The following is a 19,016-nucleotide window of genomic DNA, read 5'->3' as shown; positions in this document are numbered from 1 at the left end:
GGGATTAGATCTCCAATCCAGTTAAAAAGCCTACTGCGCGGAATAAAATGCCATCTAATCCCCAAAGGATAAGCGCCATAATCACAGTTGCAACCATTACAATTAATGTCGTATGTGTTGTTTCTTGGCGAGTTGGCCACACAACTTTACGTACTTCGATACGTGCTTCTTTTGCAAACGCAAGAAAAGTACGACCTTTTTCAGTTAGTGAGGCAATGCCTAAACCAGCTGCAACAGCAACCACTACACCAATAGCACGTAATAATACAGATTGGTCTGCATACATGTGGTTACCAACGACTGCGCCTGCTAGTAGCGCAATTGCTACAATCCACTTTACTGAATCCATCGCACTTGATGGTGTTTCTACATTCGTGCTCATAATATTTTTACCTTAACTACAGACACAACAACCCTGCGCTCTGGCAGGGTTAATCCATTAAAATCTAAACTTAAAAACTGACTTGTTTAAACCGATTTTTAATTTCAGACTTAGCACACATTGTGTAAAAAGTGGCAGGGGCGGAGAGATTCGAACTCCCAACCGTCGGTTTTGGAGACCGCTGTTCTACCAATTGGAACTACGCCCCTGCAAAGTGGATGCCTATTATACTTACGCAATTCATTAACACAAGAGTAAAAGATACCCATTAGTTAAAATCTCATCAGTTCGTTTAAAAATCAATATTAACATTGATTAAAAAGCAGTTTATCATAAACCTATTACAGGAACATAAAACAACATGGATCAGTGTGCTGCTATTAAAATCCCCTTTTAATATTGTATTGTTATGCCTCATTTTGTTGATGGCTAATCAGAGTAGTGCCCGTTCTTTACACCTTAGCACTTTTAATAGTCAGCAGGGCCTGAGCCAAAATTCAATCACTTGCAGCATCACTGACCAACAAGGTTTTTTATGGTTTGCCACACAAGGTGGCTTAAATCGCTTTGATGGTTATGAATTTAAGCGTTTTAAAGCTAACAGCGATGATAAAAGCATTTCAGGGAATTGGATTACAGGCTGTGTTAGAGATAGTAAAAACCAGCTATGGTTTTCGACTGCAAGCAAAGGGCTTAATAGACTCAACCCTAAAACCGGTCTGTTTGAGGTGTTTTCTACACACCATAATGAAAGCCTAAGTGAAGATAAAATTTGGTCTATGGCGTTAGCTAAAGACGATGTTATGTGGCTTGGCCACGAACACGGTAAATTAACCCGTTTTGATGTATCAAATAATAGCTTTACACACTTTCACTATGAATCAGCGCAGCCACTAATTCGAGACATTGTTATTACCGATGAACTAATTTGGCTTGCCACAGATAAAGGGCTTATTTCATTTAACTCAAGCACTGAGCAATTTACTCAGCATGCTCAGATTTCCGTGCCGCTCTGGCATCTCAAATTGCTTAATGACGAAAAGCTGCTTATTGGCGCTAAAAAAGGTCTTCATATATTAAATTTAGCAACGCAAAGTAGTGAAGAAATCGAACAGTTTAATGGAATCTGGGTAACAGACAGCCTGATTGACCAACAGCAAAACCTTTGGCTTACAAGCTACGGGCAAGGTCTATACCTTTTACCTGCAGGTGCTGACTTACAAGAGCGATTCACTCAACATCGTCATAACAAACAAAACCACAATGGCTTAAGCAGCGACTATTTGCTTTCTCTTTATCAAGACTCGCAAGGTATTATTTGGCTGGGCACAGACGGCTATGGTGTGCACCGCTATGATCCTAAGCAGCAACAGTTCTCTCATCAATTAAAAACCTCTCAAGCAAATTCGTTAAGTCATAACTTTGTCCGTTCAATAGTTAAAAGAGCCAATGGTGAGGTCTGGGTTGGTACCCGTGATGGACTCAATCGCAAAACAACCTCTGGTTATCAGCACTTTAAAGACGCCCTAACCAATAACAATATATTTGCCCTACACGAAGACGCTAACCAGCAGTTGTGGATAGGTACGTACGGAGGCGGCTTAATAAAGTATCAAGACAGCCTTGATGAGTTTACAGCTTTCACCATGCAAAGCCACCAGCTAGCCAGTGACCGTGTTTACGCAATTACCAGCGACAAAACAGGTGCGCTTTGGCTTGGTAGTAACCAAGGCCTAACCCGTTTCGAGCCTGCCTCTGCCAAAGTAACTCACTATAAGCACAGTGATACGCAAAATAGCCTTGCCAACAACACCGTATTTACTTTGGCTTATGATAATAAAGAGCATGCACTGTGGATTGGTACCCGAGCAGGACTCAATAAACTCGATATATCAACAGAGCAATTTAGTTTATTAGATGAACAAAGCTCTGGTGAGGCAGGGCTTAGCCATAACATGGTCACCTCTTTATTGCTGAATGACGACAACATTTGGGTTGGCACCATGCAAGGCTTGAATCAAGTCAACAAGCATACCCTCACAGTGAAACAGATTACTGAACAACAAGGTTTAGCTAATGACAACATTTTTGACATTCTTGCCGATAAACAAGACATGCTTTGGCTTGCAACCAATGGCGGACTCACTCGTTATAACCCCAGCACGCAGCAAATGCAGCAGTTTCTACCAGAAGACGGCATTCAGCATCAATCATTTATATTAGGTGCGAGCTTTCAAGCTGACGATGGCGAGTTATTTTTTGGTGGTATTAATGGCTACAATCATTTTTACCCTGAGCAACTAACCTTATCGCACACACCCCCTACGCCAGTATTAACTGAGTTATTACTTAATAACCAAACAATTAAAAGTAATCATTTTGATAAGCAAACCAATACCCTTGCTAGTGCAACTCAGACATTCTCGTTTGCAAAATCAGCGGGGGTTATCGGCTTTAAATTTAGTGCATTAAAAAATGGTGCGACTCCAAAACATTATCAATATGGCTACAAGCTAGCTGGCTTTGATGAGCAATTTTTATATACCGGTGCATCCCTTAGACAAATTAACTATCCACAGCTGCCTGCTGGTCACTACCAGTTATTGCTAAAAGCAAAAGATCAATATGGTCAATGGAGTGACAGTACACAGCTGTTAGAACTTACTGTTGTGCCTCCTTGGTGGCAAACTAAACTAGCCTACTGTATTTACTTTGTGTTTGCTTTAGCACTGACTTGGCTTGTGTTAAATGCCTTGTACAAGCGCAAACTAGCAGAGCAAGAGAAGCAAACCGAAATTGAGCTAAACAAATTAAAAGACCAGTTTTTAGATAACATTAGCCACGAACTCAAAACACCACTTAGCTTAATACTCGCTCCGATCAGTCAATTGCAGCGAAGCAATGCCGATCCAAAAGCTCAAACGCAACTAGCCAGTATTAAACGAAACTGCCAACGCTTACTAGAGCTAATCAATCAACTTTTACAATTGAGTCAACGCCCAAGCACGGCAATTTACACTGTCAGCCCCTATTCTATTACGCCACTTTTAACAGATTTAGTGGCGGATTTCAGGCCTCTGTATGAGCAAAAACAGCTGCAATTTAGCTTCACTGACACCACCACTACAGCACTTAAGATTAACCTTGCTCCTGAACATGCTCACTCGATTTTTAGTAATCTGATAAGCAACGCTCTTAAGTACACCCCTGCAGGTGGCACAGTCGATATTCACCTTAGTGAAGTACAACAAGCGTTAAAGTTTAAAATTACTGATACCGGTGTGGGTATTGCCAGTGAGCATCAGCAGTCGATTTTTCAGCGCTTTACTCGCTTAACATCGTCAGAAGCAGGAAGTGGTATTGGCCTGAGCTTAGTAAAACAACTCGTTGAACAATACGGTGGTTCTATCAGTGTAAGCAGTAAAATCGCTGAAGGTAGCTGCTTTACTGTGTCATTACCTATGATTGAAAGTGCTGATAATCAAGCCAGTAGCGCTATGCAAGTTCATACCTCACAACCAACACTGCTGATTGTTGAAGATAATGAGGAAATGGCAGAGCTACTCCTTTCTTTATTTAATAAAAAGTTTAACTGTATCTGTGCAACTGATGGTCAGCAAGCTCTCGACCTTTGCCAGTCAAACTTACCTGAGCTCATTATTAGTGATGTGATGATGCCAAATATGGATGGTTATCAACTACTAGCAGCCCTTCGAGCAAATCCGGCCACCAGCCACATTCCAGTATTATTACTTTCAGCTAAAGCAGATACCCACAGCCGCTTAAAAGGGCTGGATTTATTAGCTGATGACTTTTTAAGTAAGCCTTTTGAACCTACTCTACTAGTAAGTAGAGTAAAAGGACTGCTTAATCTGAGACAAATTTTAAACCAGCACCTAACAGCACAACTGGCAGCTCCTCTGAATAGCGATACAGCTGCAGTAACTGTGCAAAATAAAGATTATTCCTTCACTGAAAAGCTTAAGCAGACAGTACAAGCACACTACCAAGATGAAAACTTCTCGGTTGAGCAGCTAGCCTCTGCGTTATGTTTAAGTCCCCGTGCGCTGCAACTAAAAATGAAAGCCTTGTACTCACAAACGCCTTCTGATTATTTGCGCAATACTCGCTTAGAGTTTGCAAAAAAACAGCTAATCGATAGCGAACTAGCAATTGGTCAAGTCGCAGAGCAAGCAGGTTTTAGTTCACAAAGCTATTTTGCCCGAAGCTTTAAGAGCTATGTTGGCTTATCACCAAAACAGTATCGAGAAAAACATCAAAAACATGCCGAATTTCGCGTCAGTGAATAAAGTTTTCGCCTGAGTGCTATTAATAAAACACTGATTTTTATAGCTTATCCATACAAACGTCAATAACAACAAAGCCCATAGTGCGGCGTTATTTACTGCATGAGATATAAGTTAAGGAAAGTCATATGCTCACCAAAACACACAAAGCAATTTCGATTACGTTACTTGCTGCGGCACTGACTGCATGCCAGAGTACTTCGACAACCACCAGCAATACCAATAGCCCAGATATAAACGAAGTTGCACAGCAGCAATACAATGGCCCAAAAGCTCGGATCGCTGTTGCCCGCTTTACTGATAAATCAAACGATTCACGTTGGTGGCGTAAAGAAATTGGTGAAGGTATGGCCGATCAACTTACAACCGCATTAGTTAGCACCAATCGGTTCATTGTTTTAGAGCGACAAGCACTTGATGCCGTATTATCAGAACAAGACCTTGCTGTATCAGGCCGCGTGAGTGCAGCATCAGGAGCTGCGTATGGTGAAATAGAGGGAGCCGAAATTGTTGTGGTTGCCGCAGTCACAGAGTTTGATGATGACAACTCAGGCACTCGTGTCGGCAGTGGTGGCTTTATCGGCGATGTATTTAGCTCGGTATCGGCGGGTTTTTCAAGTTCGCACATGGCGATAGATTTACGCTTAATCGACACGCGTACTTCTCGTATTTTAGCCGCTACCAGTGTTGAGGGCGGCAGTAAAGATTTTGACTTTACATCTGCTGCTACCAATTTTGGTGGCGCACTCGTTGGTGGTAACTTAAGTAGCTGGTCAAACACACCAAAAGAAAAAGCATTGCGCGAAGTAATCGTAAAAGCTGTTGAGTTTTTAGAGTCAAAAGTGCCAACAACTTATTATCGCTATAATAGTGATAACACCATTGCAGCTGGCCATACAGCCCCTGCACCACTAAAAGTAACCGCAGCTGCAGCTCCAGCTAAAGCGCCAGTTGCATCGGTTAGTGTTCCAACTCACAGAATGCCTTACTACGAAAAAACTGACTTAGCGATGTCACGACTGAACTTGGTTTGTTTGGGTTATTTGAAAAGGCAGCCTCACTACGAAGAATATGAAATAGAAGACGTAGAGTACGATGAAGCAACGGTGATTGCTCTCACTGAGTATCAGCAAGAAAAAAAGCTGAAAGTGACAGGCCTTGCTGATGAGACAACTAAAAAGTCTCTTGATGATTCAGGGTGTATTGCCAAAACGAACAAATCAAGTTTAGAAAGCTTTGGCAGTATGTTTAAATTTAACTAAGCAAACTAACAGCCAGTGCCAGCACTGGCTGTTTAAAACCTTAGTTATAAAATTTGTAATAACTCACCACGATAAAAATCACATAACAACCAAATTTGTTGAAATGGATGCTGCTTAGGCACATCAAGGTGAGTAAGTACTGACTTAAAATCATCAAGATGCCATATAGTACTGGCATTGCGTATTAATAACCAGGGCTGAGTAGACTCGTAATGTTTCTTGGCTTTTTGTGCTAGCAAGCGATGCAAAGCACAGTGCAAACGCTCGTTACTCGGTGCTAAAGCCATTTCAGCAAGATCTCGTTGCATTGAAATAGACAGCGGCCGACCTAACACCGCCATTGCTTCTGTTTCGCTGGCATATAAATGCGCGACTTCAATATCAAGCCGTTCATCACCTTTATAACAACTCACGTCTGGTTTACTCGGCGTGTTATGCCAAATATTACGCATGCTTACGCCAAACTGCTTTTCGTAACAGCGTAAAAACAGCTTTGCTGCGCCATGCTCGAGCGCTATTTTCTCTTGTTCACTTTCACGATTCATTTAATGTTGCATACACATCTTTTAATAACCCAGAAGCGCCAAAACGAAATAGCTCGGGATGTAAGTACGCTTCACCCATAATTGATTCAGCGAGGGCTAAATACTCAGCAGCATCGGTGACTGTTCTGACCCCGCCTGCCGCCTTAAAACCAACCTTTTTACCGCTCGCTTTTATGGTGTTCAACATGATGTCTGTTGCAGCTAGCGTTGCATTAACAGCCACTTTACCGGTACTGGTTTTAACAAAGTCAGCGCCGCCATCAATTGCCAGCTTTGTTGCTGTTGCAATGAGATCATCGCTTAATTCGCCACTTTCGATAATGACTTTAAGCTGCGCTTTAGTGCCACATGCCTCTTTTGACACTTTGACATACTCTAAAACTTTGCGCTCATCACCGGCAATTAGCGCTTTGTAGGGGATCACTAAATCAATTTCATCAGCACCGCGTTCAATGGCAAACAAGGTTTCATTTAACACTTGCTCTAACGGCTCATCCCCACTAGGAAAGTTCGTAACTGTAGCCACTTTGACTTGCTGTAGTTCGCGCTCAGCGAGAGCAAGCTTTGCATCGCTTACAAACTGGCTATACACACAAACCGCTGCAGGAATGCCTAACGTTGGCTCAATACTGGCAACCAAGTTATTAATGGTTTGTGTTGTGTCGCTGTCATTCAGAGTTGTTAAGTCCATCAGTGCCACCGCTTGGGCAGCGCTTGTTTGCATTTTAGTCATAGTTCTTATAGTTGTGTTGCCATATTAGTGACCTATAGTAGCAAATTTTTATCATTCGGCTATAAATCATAACTAATCACCATAAGGCTGCTTATTTACTTGTAACTCGCCGCAATCCCTTGTTAACTAAGTCTTAAGCCAAAACAAACCACCTAGTATAACTTTTAGTTATATAAACTTGGTTTTAATTATTTTTTACTTTTTTTAGAGCACTATATTCTGCTTGCCTGCAATAAGCAGTTTCTTGATGTGTTTTAGGGGTGAGAACAAAGTGCAATATTTACCAATCTTTACCAAATTAGACGACAAACCTGTGCTGGTAGTCGGCGGTGGAGATATCGCGTTACGCAAATGTCGCGCATTTTTAAAGGCACGTGCTCATGTGACGCTAGTCGCCCCTGAATTTTGTGATGAACTACTTGCTCTTGCTGAGCAAAACGAAGTAAACCTGATCACTGATACATTCAAAGAACAGTATTTAGACCAGCAGATGCTGGTAATCGCCGCGACAGATATCGAAAGCGTGAACAAAGACGTGTTCGAGCTTGCGAATGCACGCAATATTTTCGTTAACGTGGTGGATGATCAACCTAAGTGCAGCTTTATTTTTCCATCCATTGTTGACCGTGATCCAATCACAATTGCAATTTCAAGCGCAGGCACAGCACCGGTATTAGCACGTCGTTTACGCGAAAAACTCGAAACCCTTATTCCACAGCATATTGGTCCACTTGCTACGTTAGTTGGTAGCTTTCGCGACAAAGTAAAACAACGCTTTAAACACTTTGCTGATCGTCGTCAGTTTTGGGAAGGCGTATTTGATTCATCTGTTGTAAGCAAAGTGCAAGCGGGTAATACCGAAGCTGCAACAGCGCAGTTAGAGCAATTGTTAGATGCAAAGCCAGAGCCTGAAGGCGAAGTGTATGTTGTAGGTGCAGGCCCAGGTGACCCTGAGCTATTAACCTTAAAAGCACTGCAGTTAATGCAACAAGCCGACGTAGTTGTATATGACTACTTAGTTTCTGATGAAATTATGGATTTAGTACGCCGTGATGCCGACCTAGTTTGCGTAGGTAAAAGGTTAGGCGATCACAGTGTGGCGCAAGAAGATACCAATCAGATGTTGGTCGATTTTGCCAAGCAAGGCAAAAAAGTATGCCGTATTAAAGGCGGCGACCCGTTTATTTATGGTCGTGGTGGTGAAGAAGTACAAGTTCTTGCCGCGAATAAAGTGCGTTACCAAATCGTACCGGGTATTACTGCTGCTGCAGGTTGTAGCGCTTATGCAGGTATTCCACTTACTCACAGAGATCATGCGCAAGCCATTCAGTTTGTAACGGGTCACTGTAAAAAAGATGGTCAAGAATTAGATTGGCAGTCACTTGCCAAGCCAAATCAGACCTTAGCGATTTATATGGGAGTGATTAAATCACCGCATATTCAAGCACAACTATTAAAACATGGCCGTGGTGCAGATACCCCCGTTGCCATTATCGAAAACGGCACACGTAAAGAACAACGTGTGGTTACAGGGCAATTAGGTGAGCTGGCTGATTTGATTTCACGCCATAGCATTATCTCACCCGCCTTATTAATTATTGGCGAAGTTGCATCATTGCATCATCAGCTTGCATGGTTTGGTCAAACAGAGCAAACCAGCAGCTTTGCCCAGCCAATTACTGGCGTAGCTTAATTTAACTTTTAATCATTTTAGTAGGACGACTAACAATGGCTTTAACACACCTTCAGCAATTAGAAGCTGAAAGTATCAAAATCATGCGCGAAGTTGCTGCTGAGTTTGAAAACCCGGTGATGCTTTACTCAATTGGTAAAGATTCATCAGTGTTATTACACTTAGCACGTAAAGCATTTTATCCAGCAAAGATTCCATTTCCACTTTTACACGTTGATACCAACTGGAAGTTTAAGGAAATGATCGCGTTTCGTGACCGCCTAGCTAAAGAGTATGGCTTTGATTTAATCGTCCACAAAAACCCTGAAGGGTTAGAGATTGATATCAATCCATTTGTACACGGCTCAGCAAAGCACACCGACATCATGAAAACGCAAGGCTTAAAGCAAGCGTTAGATAAATACGGCTTTGATGCTGCGTTTGGTGGGGCACGCCGTGACGAAGAGAAATCACGTGCTAAAGAGCGTGTTTACTCATTCCGTGACAAACACCACAGATGGGATCCAAAAAACCAACGTCCAGAGCTTTGGAATACATATAACAGCCAAGTTAACCCGGGTGAAAGCATTCGTGTATTCCCGCTATCTAACTGGACTGAACTTGATATTTGGCAGTATATCTACCAAGAAAACATTGAAATGGTTCCACTTTACCTTGCAAAAGAACGCCCAGTCGTTGAGCGTAACGGCACGCTAATCATGGTTGATGATGAGCGTATGCCATTAGAAGAAGGCGAAGTACCACAAATGAAATCTGTCCGTTTCCGTACCCTTGGTTGTTACCCGCTAACGGGTGCTGTGGAATCAACGGCAGGTACCTTAACTGAAATTATTGAAGAAATGCTGCTTTCAACCTCTTCTGAGCGTGAAGGCCGCGTGATTGATCACGACTCTGCTGGTTCAATGGAAAAGAAAAAACGTGAGGGCTATTTCTAATGTCTAAAACAAACGACACGATTAATGAAGTAAGAGAGTTAGGCATCGACGCCTACCTTGCGCGTCAACAAGACAAAAGCCTTTTACGCATGCTGACCTGTGGTAGTGTGGATGACGGTAAATCTACGCTGATTGGCCGCCTTTTACATGACAGTCACCAAATTTATGAAGACCAACTTGCAGCCCTGCATAAAGACAATGAAAAAGTTGGTAATGCCGGTGAAGAGCTTGATTTAGCACTTCTTGTAGATGGTCTTCAAGCAGAGCGTGAGCAAGGTATTACCATTGACGTTGCTTATCGTTACTTCTCAACAGCAAAACGTAAGTTCATTATTGCTGATACACCAGGACATGAGCAGTACACGCGTAACATGGTAACCGGCGCATCAACCAGTGATGTGGCGATTATCTTAGTTGATGCGCGTTACGGCGTACAAGTACAAACTAAGCGTCATAGCTTTATCTGTGACTCATTAGGTATTAAGCAGTTTGTTGTTGCTATCAACAAGATGGATATCGTCGATTTCGATGAAACCGTATACGAAAAAATCAAAGCCGACTACCTTAAGTTTGCAGATCAACTAAACGTTACTAATATCAAGTTTGTGCCTATGTCAGCACTAAAAGGTGACAACGTAGTTACACGCTCAGAGCACACACCTTATTACACAGATAAACCACTGCTTGAGTTACTTGAAGACTCACCAGCGGCTGAAATTGATAACGGTTTTGAAGCGCGTCTTCCGGTGCAATATGTGGTACGCCCTAACTTAGACTTCCGTGGCTTCCAAGGCACTCTAACGTCTGGCAAGTTCAGCGTGGGTGATGCTGTAAAAGTATTACCATCAGGTAAAAGCTCAAGCATCAAAGAGATTGTCACTTTCGATGGCAACTTAGATACCGCTGAAGCAGGCCAAGCAATCACTTTAACGTTAAACGACGAAATTGATATCAGCCGTGGCGATGTAATTGTACCAGCCGCTTCAAAAGCTGCTGTAACAAACCGTATTCAAGCTAAACTAGTATGGATGCATGAAGCACCGTTAGTATTAGGTAAAAGCTATAACTTTAAGTTAGGCAGCAAAAATACCTCGGCAGTGGTAAGAAAAATCGATCACACGATTGATGTAAATACCCTTGAGCATGGTCAAGCTGATTCATTACAACTTAACGAAATTGCAATTGTAACCTTAGAGCTTATAGAAACAATTTTGGCTGATGAGTACCACAATAATCATGAAACAGGTGCGTTTATCCTAATTGACCGCTTATCAAACCTAACCGTTGCGGCAGGTATGATTGAGCAATTACTTAGCACTGAAGAACAACAAAGTAGCTTTAGCGACTTTGAAGTTGAATTTAACGCTTTAGTACGCAAGCACTTCCCTCATTGGCAAGCGCTTGATATAACTAAGCTTAAATAACCACTATTCGCCTGTTATAGGAAGTAAAAAGCATGTATCAACAGCTGGTATTAACAGGCATTATGCTGGTATTAGTGGGGTGCCTTTTTGGCACTCGACTAAAACCTGCATGGTTATTTGTCGGCGCCATTGGTATTAGTTATTTAGCAGGGCTAATAAGCCTTGAAGATATGCTAATTAACTATGCAAACCCTTCTTTAATCACTCTTATTCTACTTGTACTCGTTTCGATAGCTGTAGAAAAAACCACGTTAGTGCAAAAGCTTGCTCAGTCTCTTTCGAAAGGCAGCCTGACAAGTTCGGTGACCAAGCTTGGTTTATCAACCGCCTTTTTATCATCATTTACCAATAATACTGCGGTAGTGGCATCGCTGATCAGTGCGATAAAAGAAAGCCCAACACATTCACCGTCTAAACTTTTATTGCCTTTATCATACACCGCCATTTTAGGTGGCACGATCACCCTGATTGGCACCTCAACCAATTTAATTGTTAATGGCTTTGCCGTTGAAGCGGGCATGGAGCCGCTTGGCTTTTTTGATTTTACCTTGATTGGCTTAGGCGCACTGAGCGTCGGCCTTATCACTATTTTAGTGATGCTCAAGTATTTACCAGATAACGGTAAAAACGACCAAGAAGTAGTGCCCTTTTACCTAGAAGGTAAAGTAGAAGCAGGCTCAAAACTCATTGGTAAAAGTGTTGAGGAAAATGGCCTTCGTGAATTAAAAGACTTGTTCTTAGCCGAAATAATCCGCGGTGATAAACGTATTTGTGCGGTTACCCCAAAACAAGTTATCAAAGAAGGTGACGTATTACTTTTTGTAGGTGATATAAAGTCAGTACCTCTGCTCACCCAATTTGACGGCTTAAAAGTTGTGCACGACAAACATGAGAAAGACGTTGAGCACCTAGTTGAAGTTGTTGTTAGCCATTCTTCAAAATACATTGGTAAAACAATTAAAGAAATTCGCTTTCGTGAACAATTTCATGCTGCCGTTATTGCTATTCGTCGCGGCCATGACCGTTTACAAGGTGGCTTAGGTAAAGTTCAATTGCAAGCCGGTGACTCACTGATCCTTGCCCCTGGCAAAGAGTTTTACTCGCTACCCAATTTAAAGCGCGAGTTTGTTTATATTTCAGGGCTTGATTTACAAACCCATTTAAAGCCTAAGCAATCAAATATTGTGTTAGCGAGTTTTGCAACCGTATTGGGGTTAAGTATTGTTGGCCTTGTTCCCTTAGTGAAAGGCCTACTCGTTCTTCTTATTGGTTTAATGCTAACGGGCACAATCAAGCTAAGTGAAGTAAAACGTCGTTTTCCGATTGAGTTACTCGCAGTGGTGGGCAGTGCTATTGGCCTTGCCAAACTCATGATAGGCACAGGCCTTGCCGGTGAAATTTCGTCGGCCATGTTATACGTATTAGGAGATTTTGGACCTTACGGCGCATTTATCGCAATATTCTTGATGACGGTTTTGTTTACCGAACTTATTACCAATAACGCCGCTGCCGCGCTTTCATTTCCGGTAGCGTATGCACTTGCTGTTGGTTTTGATGTATCACCGTTGCCTTTTATTATGGCTGTCGCATTTGGTGCATCAGCGAGCTTCATTTCGCCATTTGGTTATCAAACTAACTTGATGGTTTACAGCGCGGGAAATTACCGCCTTAAAGATTACATTGCCATGGGTTTACCTTTATCGATTATTTACTCGATTACGGTTTTAACACTCATACCGCTGGTATTCCCATTTCAATAACGAGAGTAAAGACAATGGATGAAAATATCGTTTGGCATAATTACGCCATTAGCAAATCACAGCGTAGTGAGCAAAAAAAGCATAAGCCAACCATTTTATGGTTCACAGGTTTTTCAGGCTCAGGCAAAAGCACTGTTGCAAACGCACTAGAAAGCGCATTAAACCAATTAGGTGTTCATACCTACCTACTCGATGGCGACAATGTGCGTCATGGCTTGTGTAAAGATCTTGGCTTTACTGATGAAGACCGCGTAGAAAACATTCGCCGCGTCGGTGAAACGGCAAAGCTGATGGTCGATGCCGGTCTTGTGGTATTAACCGCATTTATTTCGCCATTCCAAAGCGAACGCGATATGGTAAGAAACTTAGTAGAGGATGGTGAGTTTATTGAGGTATTTTTAGATACCCCGCTCGACGTGTGTGAAACACGCGACCCTAAAGGGCTTTATAAAAAAGCCCGTGCAGGTGAAATTAAGCACTTCACAGGTATCGACTCAGACTATCAAATCCCTACATCGCCAGAAATTAAAATCGATACCAGTAAAAACACCCTAGACCAATCGGTGCAAGAGCTGGTAGCGTATTTAAAACAACAGCAAATTATAGGTTAAGTCATGAATCAAACGGAACTGCTAGAAGAAATCTTACTCCTCGCACGCCAAGCCGGCAGTGCAATAATGGGGATTTACGAAAAGGACTTTAATGTTGAGTACAAAGCTGATGAAAGCCCAGTGACCGACGCCGACCTAGCAGCTCACAAAGTGATTGTGAATGGCTTACAACATCTCACCCCTGACGTACCAATTCTAAGTGAAGAAAGCGCTGATATTAGCTGGGATATCCGTCAAACTTGGCAACGCTACTGGTTAGTAGACCCAATTGATGGCACCAAAGAGTTCATTAAAAAGAATGGCGAGTTTACAGTGAACATTGCCTTGATTGAAAAAGGTAAACCAGTATTAGCTGTTGTCGATGCACCAGCATTAGGTGTGTCGTATATTGCCGCAGAAGCAATTGGTGCCTTTAAAGATAAAGGTGATGAGCGCATTGAACTTAAGGTAACCCGTAAACCAAATAAAGGGCTTATCCGTGTTGTCGGCAGCCGTTCACACCCTTCTCCTGATCTAGCTGAATTTGTAAAACAGTTTGAAGATGTAGAAATGGTTTCAAAGGGCAGCTCGCTAAAACTTTGTCTTGTTGCCGAAGGGAGTGCTGATATATACCCACGCCTTGGCCCAACCTGTGAGTGGGATACCGGAGCAGGTCATGCGATTGCCGAAATAGCAGGCGCAACAGTTAGCAAACTCGATGGCAGCCCACTACTGTATAACAGTAAAGAAGAGTATCTGAATCCGTATTTTGTCGTATCGGCGTTACAGGACTAAAAGCGTTCCGTTAAATACCGTAGGCTGGCTGGGTAGAGCGTAGCGAAACCCAGCGTCAACTTAATAAATTCATACCCATCTCACCATAGTGTTGATCAATTTCATACTCAGAATTTCAATTCACTATCTGTAAGATTACATCAATTTAATTATAAGCTTCCTAAAAGTTTATTATTAGTATGCTTTAACCCAAGAAGTAAAACCCCTAGTACTATTCCACCTTACATATACAAACATTAATTAAATTTATGCAATCAATAAAACACCGTAAGACCAACAAAATATAAATTACCTCATTGAAGTTTTGATAAATAAATGGATAATTATAGGGACACGAGTTTTAACAAGGAATGATATATGCTCGGATTAATTCGCTACATAGTCGAGCTATGCCCTGAAGTAAATGGCCAGCTTTTTGAAAATGGAACCCCTCTTGCAAATCAGCTTGTAGAGAGAAGCTTAACCTATGATGACGAAGAACTAGATAGTGTTTACACCGATGATAATGGTTACTTCAAATTCCCTGCAAAATCTTTAAAGTCCCGTAAACCTGGGAGTATTTTTCATGAACCCGTGGTTAGAATAATCATAGATCTAGAGAAAGATGGCCAGATTTATAACCTATGGATTGGGTTTCAGCATGGGTTAAAAACTCCTATTGAATTTAAAAAGTGTTTAGCTAACTTGAATGCTGATTTATCGAATGAAGAATTAAAACACCATTTAATAAACCCTAAAGATTCATTAGACGAGCACTTTATTAAAAGCATCGCTCGGTGGGAAAAACAAAATTAAAAGGATTTTCAATGGCAACTTTAACACCAATTCTGTGTGCAGAATTAGCAAAGATTTCTTATGATATAAAAATACCGGACCGAAGAGGCCGGTATGAAATAATTACCTCAAACTCTTTGGAAAACATATTTTCATTCGATCTATCAAGAGGCCCTGTTAAGGGAATATCAGGCGGAGCAATGGCTCACGCTAGTGGCCATCAAACCGGTTTTGTACTTGTTGGAAAAGGCACATCTCCTACAGGGCGGATGAACCCATTCAAAAATGATTTAGTACTGGCTATTCGTGGAACAGCTTCTTTGTACGATGTTTCAACCGATCTAAGAGCAAATTTAAGTGTGTTTGAGGGCGGTCATAGTGTCCATGCTGGTTTCAATTCTGTATTCGAAACGCTAAAACTACAACTAGCTCCAGTGATTAAAGAGCTAAAACCTTTAGCGACTGTTCATTGTGTAGGACATAGCCTAGGTGGTGCGATTGCGTCATTAGTCGCTGATTGGGCTAAACGATGCTTTAACGTTAACGTCAAACTGTACACATTTGGAGCACCAAAAGTTGGCTTAACAAATTTTGCATTAAGCACGACTAATACCTTAGAACCTCACAATATATATCGCTGCGTCAATGGTGGTGATATTGTGCCTATGGTACCCTTCTGGCCGTTTATGCAAGCTCCTTACAATGCCCCTGAATATAGAATGGATAGTACCCAACTTATCATTCCATGGCATCACGTAATGAAGTTTTATACCCGAAACTCGCAAAAGCAAACCTGGGAAAGTATTAATAAGCGAGTTACTTTCAATCCTTTTAATAGAGTTGTATTAAGTGCTAGCCATGCGGTTCAAGTGCAGCCATCAATTTATTGGATGAATCGTTTGAGTGAAGCTCTTATGACTGTATTACGCCAAGCTAAACTAGGCTGTCTTAATGCTTTACAAAATGGTGTCGCTAATGGCTTAAGTTTGTATGACAGAATTGCCGTGATTCTCGCTAACAATCAATTTCATACTGTAGACTTGTCTGGGCCGATAAATGGATTACTTGCATGTATGCTTGCATTTGCTGGATATGCGAAGGCGAAAATAAAAGAGTTAACTGTTGAGTTCATCAAATGGGTATTTGAACAAACCCTAAAGATGGTGAATAAAGTTGCACAAAGAGCTCTCTCTTTCGTAGCGTAGGCATTTTAAGATGTATCATCAGACCAAACTTTTAGGCATATTTTAGTTTACAAAAGGAATAACCATGACGACTGTTGAAAAAGCAATTGAATCTGGCTACGAGGCCCAAATTAGCGCACTTTATAAAGCCCTTTCACAAGGAGTGCTTGCCGCTAATGGCGATGAAAGTGAAATCACTGCAGCTGAGGCACGTTTTAAGAAAGGTTTAGCATTTGCCGCAGATATTAAAGCTCGCGCACTTGCAGCAGCAGAATAAATACCACAACTGGGCTTTATAAATAAGCCCAACTTTCTTCTTTTGTAAGTCTCTCCTTACAGCATAGTTATTTAAATACAACGCTAAAACATGCATTCTAAGTCGCTTTTCTATATGCTGCGCGACAATTATTATTCTAATAGTGGAGTGCTAATGAACACACATCAAGATGCTATGCCGTATGATGCATCGACAACAAGTAGTAACTCAAAATGGAATCTTCATGACACCCAATGGGTATTAAGTTTATTTGGCACCGCAGTCGGTGCAGGGATTTTATTCTTACCAATTAATATCGGTATCGGCGGATTTTGGCCTTTGATTATCATGGCGTGTCTTGCCTTTCCGATGACTTACTTAGCTCACAGAGGCTTAGCCCGATTTGTTTTATCATCAAAACAGCCTGAAGCAGACTTTACCGATGTAGTAGAAGAACACTTTGGCATTAACGCCGGGCGCTTAATCTCTTTACTGTATTTTCTCTCTATCTTCCCTATCTTACTTATTTACGGTGTTGGATTAACCAACACTGTTGATAGCTTTATCGTTAATCAACTAGGTATGGAATCACCACCACGCGTACTGTTATCTGGTGTACTCGTTGGCGGTATGATCAGTTTAATGCTTGGTGGCGAAGCACTGATGTTACGTGCTTTTGCAATCCTTGTTTATCCTCTCGTCGCTATCTTGTTTTTCTTATCGATTTACCTGATCCCAAGCTGGCAAATGCCAGATGTGTCTGTCCCTGAGTTTTCAGGCTTTATGAAAACACTTTGGTTATCAATACCTATCATTGTATTCTCATTTAGCCACGCAGCTGCGATCTCAAGCTTTGTGCATGTACAACGTGCTCACTATGGCAACAATGCTAAAATGAAGTCAGAAGCAATTCTAAAGCGTACTAGCCTACTATTAATCGTGTTTGTTTTACTGTTTGTATTCTCGTGTGTGCTGTCACTATCTACTGAACAAATGATACAAGCAAAAGCTGATAACGTGTCTATCTTGTCATTCCTTGCCAATATTACAGATAACTCGTTTATTGCTACCTTAGGGCCATTAGTAGCCTTTATCGCGATTACGTCTTCATTCTTAGGTCACTTCTTAGGTGCCCGTGAAAGCTTCAACGGCCTTGTTAGTAAGCAAGCCCATATGAACCCTAAACTCGTTGATAAGATTGGCACTGTTATCATGTTCTTTGCTATTTGGTATTGCTCGGTGATCAACCCAAGTATTTTAGACATGATGGATCAGCTGTCAGGCCCTATCATCGCCATGATCCTTTTCATCATGCCAATGATTGCCGTTTATAAAGTACCTAGCTTACACAAATACAGAAACCGCTTAAGCACACTGTTCGTATTAACAGTTGGCTCTCTAGCCGTATTTGCGCTTATCTACAGTATGATTATTAAGTAATCTCATCATTACTAGATATAGAAGCCCAGCCGGGAAACCGGCTGGGCTTTTTTGTTAGCAACTGAAAGGTTGGAAGGCGTGGCGTAGGTTGGGTTGAGCGCAGCGAAACCCAACAGCGTGGTAATTCGTCATGCACAATGCAGAGGTAAAGTTCATTAATAAAAGACGAATTAGCGCAAGGTGAAATAAGCCGTTTTAGAGATCGCTAACCTGTTAGACCAGTAGAGATTTTAAGAATTTTTAACCATGGGTTATGAAGAGGGTTATATGGATTATGTTGGGTTTCGCTCCTCTCTACCCAACCTACCTGGAGAATGAACAGGGTGAGCTTAGAATGACTCTGTACTAAACAACCCCGCAGTTCAACTTTACCCTTGCTAACTTGTAATACCATTCCGCATAAAGATTAAATCAATTTAATCCATTCCCGATTGCACATTTTCTTCACTCGATCCGGGATTGAAATAAAGTGATTCCATGCCTTTGAAACTTCATCGACAATTTCGTCATAGCCCGAAAACACTCTATTGGATAAACAATGCTGTCGTATCCAGCTCCATACTTGCTCTATTGGATTTAGCTCTGGTGAATAAGGTGGGAGCTTTATCAGGGTTAGGTTTTTAAATTCTGCAGCTGTATCGTATGTGTGCCAGCCTGCGCCATCTATTATCACGACAGCGTGTCTTCCAACAGGTGTCGCGTGTGATATCTGGCGCATATGCTGCGTCATTGCTTCTTTATTTACGAATGGGCTAACTAACGCTTCTGTTTGGCCTGTGGCTGGACATACCGCGCCAAATAAGTATCCATAGTCAAATTGCTGTTGTTTTACAATCCGTGGCCGAGTGCCTGTTTCAGCCCAAATGCGCGTAGTCGGATTTTGCTGGCCAAATCGTGCTTCGTCCTGAAACCATACGTCGATCCGATCAAGAGGAA

General features: G+C 41.7%; 16 protein-coding genes and 1 tRNA gene. 12 read left to right on the top strand and 5 right to left on the bottom strand.

What is annotated here, in order from left to right:
• Positions 1-4: 4 nt before the first annotated feature.
• Positions 5-382, bottom strand: coding sequence for a preprotein translocase subunit SecE (gene secE, locus IMPJCBKJ_RS13290; protein ID WP_036971579.1), 378 nt, complete (start codon positions 380-382; stop codon positions 5-7).
• Between the two features lie 132 nt (positions 383-514).
• Positions 515-591, bottom strand: a tRNA-Trp gene (locus tag IMPJCBKJ_RS13285).
• Between the two features lie 216 nt (positions 592-807).
• On the opposite strand from IMPJCBKJ_RS13285, the gene IMPJCBKJ_RS13280 reads away from it, so the two are divergent.
• Together IMPJCBKJ_RS13280 and IMPJCBKJ_RS13275 are read left to right on the top strand one after the other, a co-directional pair.
• Positions 808-4,692, top strand: coding sequence for a hybrid sensor histidine kinase/response regulator transcription factor (locus IMPJCBKJ_RS13280; protein ID WP_206004242.1), 3,885 nt, complete (start codon positions 808-810; stop codon positions 4,690-4,692).
• 125 nt (positions 4,693-4,817) lie between these two features.
• On the top strand, positions 4,818-5,951 hold the full coding sequence (locus IMPJCBKJ_RS13275; RefSeq protein ID WP_166340667.1) for a CsgG/HfaB family protein: 1,134 nt from the start codon (positions 4,818-4,820) through the stop codon (positions 5,949-5,951).
• 44 nt (positions 5,952-5,995) lie between these two features.
• On the opposite strand, the gene IMPJCBKJ_RS13270 is transcribed toward IMPJCBKJ_RS13275, so the two are convergent.
• Positions 5,996-6,496, bottom strand: coding sequence for a hypothetical protein (locus tag IMPJCBKJ_RS13270; protein WP_054554823.1), 501 nt, complete (start codon positions 6,494-6,496; stop codon positions 5,996-5,998).
• Complete coding sequence (gene deoC, locus IMPJCBKJ_RS13265) at positions 6,486-7,229, bottom strand: deoxyribose-phosphate aldolase (RefSeq protein ID WP_166340666.1); 744 nt, start codon at positions 7,227-7,229, stop codon at positions 6,486-6,488. Before deoC ends, IMPJCBKJ_RS13270 begins: the two co-directional genes overlap by 11 nt.
• A 271-nt stretch (positions 7,230-7,500) precedes the next feature.
• Here deoC and cysG point away from each other — a divergent pair, with 271 nt between their 5' ends.
• The 10 genes from cysG (at position 7,501) to IMPJCBKJ_RS13215 (ending at position 18,080) form a co-directional block, all read left to right on the top strand.
• Positions 7,501-8,922 carry a siroheme synthase CysG gene (cysG, locus tag IMPJCBKJ_RS13260; protein ID WP_166340665.1) on the top strand — a complete coding sequence of 474 codons (1,422 nt, stop codon included), beginning with the start codon at positions 7,501-7,503 and terminating at the stop codon, positions 8,920-8,922.
• Positions 8,923-8,957: 35 nt separating this feature from the next.
• Positions 8,958-9,857 (top strand): sulfate adenylyltransferase subunit CysD, encoded by a 900-nt coding sequence (gene cysD / locus IMPJCBKJ_RS13255; RefSeq protein ID WP_054554821.1) that lies wholly within the window; start codon positions 8,958-8,960, stop codon positions 9,855-9,857.
• Positions 9,857-11,281: a sulfate adenylyltransferase subunit CysN gene (gene cysN / locus IMPJCBKJ_RS13250; protein ID WP_166340664.1), complete on the top strand. Its 1,425-nt coding sequence runs from the start codon at positions 9,857-9,859 to the stop codon at positions 11,279-11,281. Before cysD ends, cysN begins: the two co-directional genes overlap by 1 nt.
• Before the next feature lie 32 nt (positions 11,282-11,313).
• Complete coding sequence (locus tag IMPJCBKJ_RS13245) at positions 11,314-13,041, top strand: SLC13 family permease (RefSeq protein ID WP_119854181.1); 1,728 nt, start codon at positions 11,314-11,316, stop codon at positions 13,039-13,041.
• Positions 13,042-13,055: 14 nt separating this feature from the next.
• Positions 13,056-13,652: an adenylyl-sulfate kinase gene (gene cysC, locus IMPJCBKJ_RS13240; RefSeq protein ID WP_058586654.1), complete on the top strand. Its 597-nt coding sequence runs from the start codon at positions 13,056-13,058 to the stop codon at positions 13,650-13,652.
• 3 nt (positions 13,653-13,655) lie between these two features.
• Positions 13,656-14,426 (top strand): 3'(2'),5'-bisphosphate nucleotidase CysQ, encoded by a 771-nt coding sequence (gene cysQ, locus IMPJCBKJ_RS13235; protein ID WP_054554817.1) that lies wholly within the window; start codon positions 13,656-13,658, stop codon positions 14,424-14,426.
• A gap of 357 nt (positions 14,427-14,783) precedes the next feature.
• Complete coding sequence (locus IMPJCBKJ_RS13230) at positions 14,784-15,221, top strand: DUF6795 domain-containing protein (RefSeq protein WP_206004238.1); 438 nt, start codon at positions 14,784-14,786, stop codon at positions 15,219-15,221.
• Between the two features lie 11 nt (positions 15,222-15,232).
• Positions 15,233-16,405 carry a lipase family protein gene (locus tag IMPJCBKJ_RS13225; RefSeq protein ID WP_166340663.1) on the top strand — a complete coding sequence of 391 codons (1,173 nt, stop codon included), beginning with the start codon at positions 15,233-15,235 and terminating at the stop codon, positions 16,403-16,405.
• A 64-nt stretch (positions 16,406-16,469) separates the two neighbouring features.
• Positions 16,470-16,661 (top strand): hypothetical protein, encoded by a 192-nt coding sequence (locus IMPJCBKJ_RS13220; protein ID WP_138600937.1) that lies wholly within the window; start codon positions 16,470-16,472, stop codon positions 16,659-16,661.
• Positions 16,662-16,814: 153 nt separating this feature from the next.
• Positions 16,815-18,080, top strand: coding sequence for an aromatic amino acid transport family protein (locus IMPJCBKJ_RS13215; protein WP_166340662.1), 1,266 nt, complete (start codon positions 16,815-16,817; stop codon positions 18,078-18,080).
• Between the two features lie 406 nt (positions 18,081-18,486).
• Here IMPJCBKJ_RS13215 and IMPJCBKJ_RS13210 read toward each other — a convergent pair.
• A partial coding sequence (locus IMPJCBKJ_RS13210) for an IS630 family transposase (RefSeq protein WP_166340661.1) occupies positions 18,487-19,016 on the bottom strand: 530 nt, incomplete at its 5' end.

It is taken from the genome of Pseudoalteromonas sp. MB47, assembly GCF_011319765.1.
Taxonomy (GTDB): Bacteria; Pseudomonadota; Gammaproteobacteria; order Enterobacterales; family Alteromonadaceae; genus Pseudoalteromonas; species Pseudoalteromonas simplex.
The sequence above is the reverse complement of the archived record's forward strand: the minus strand, read 5'-3'. Positions and strand labels throughout refer to the sequence as shown.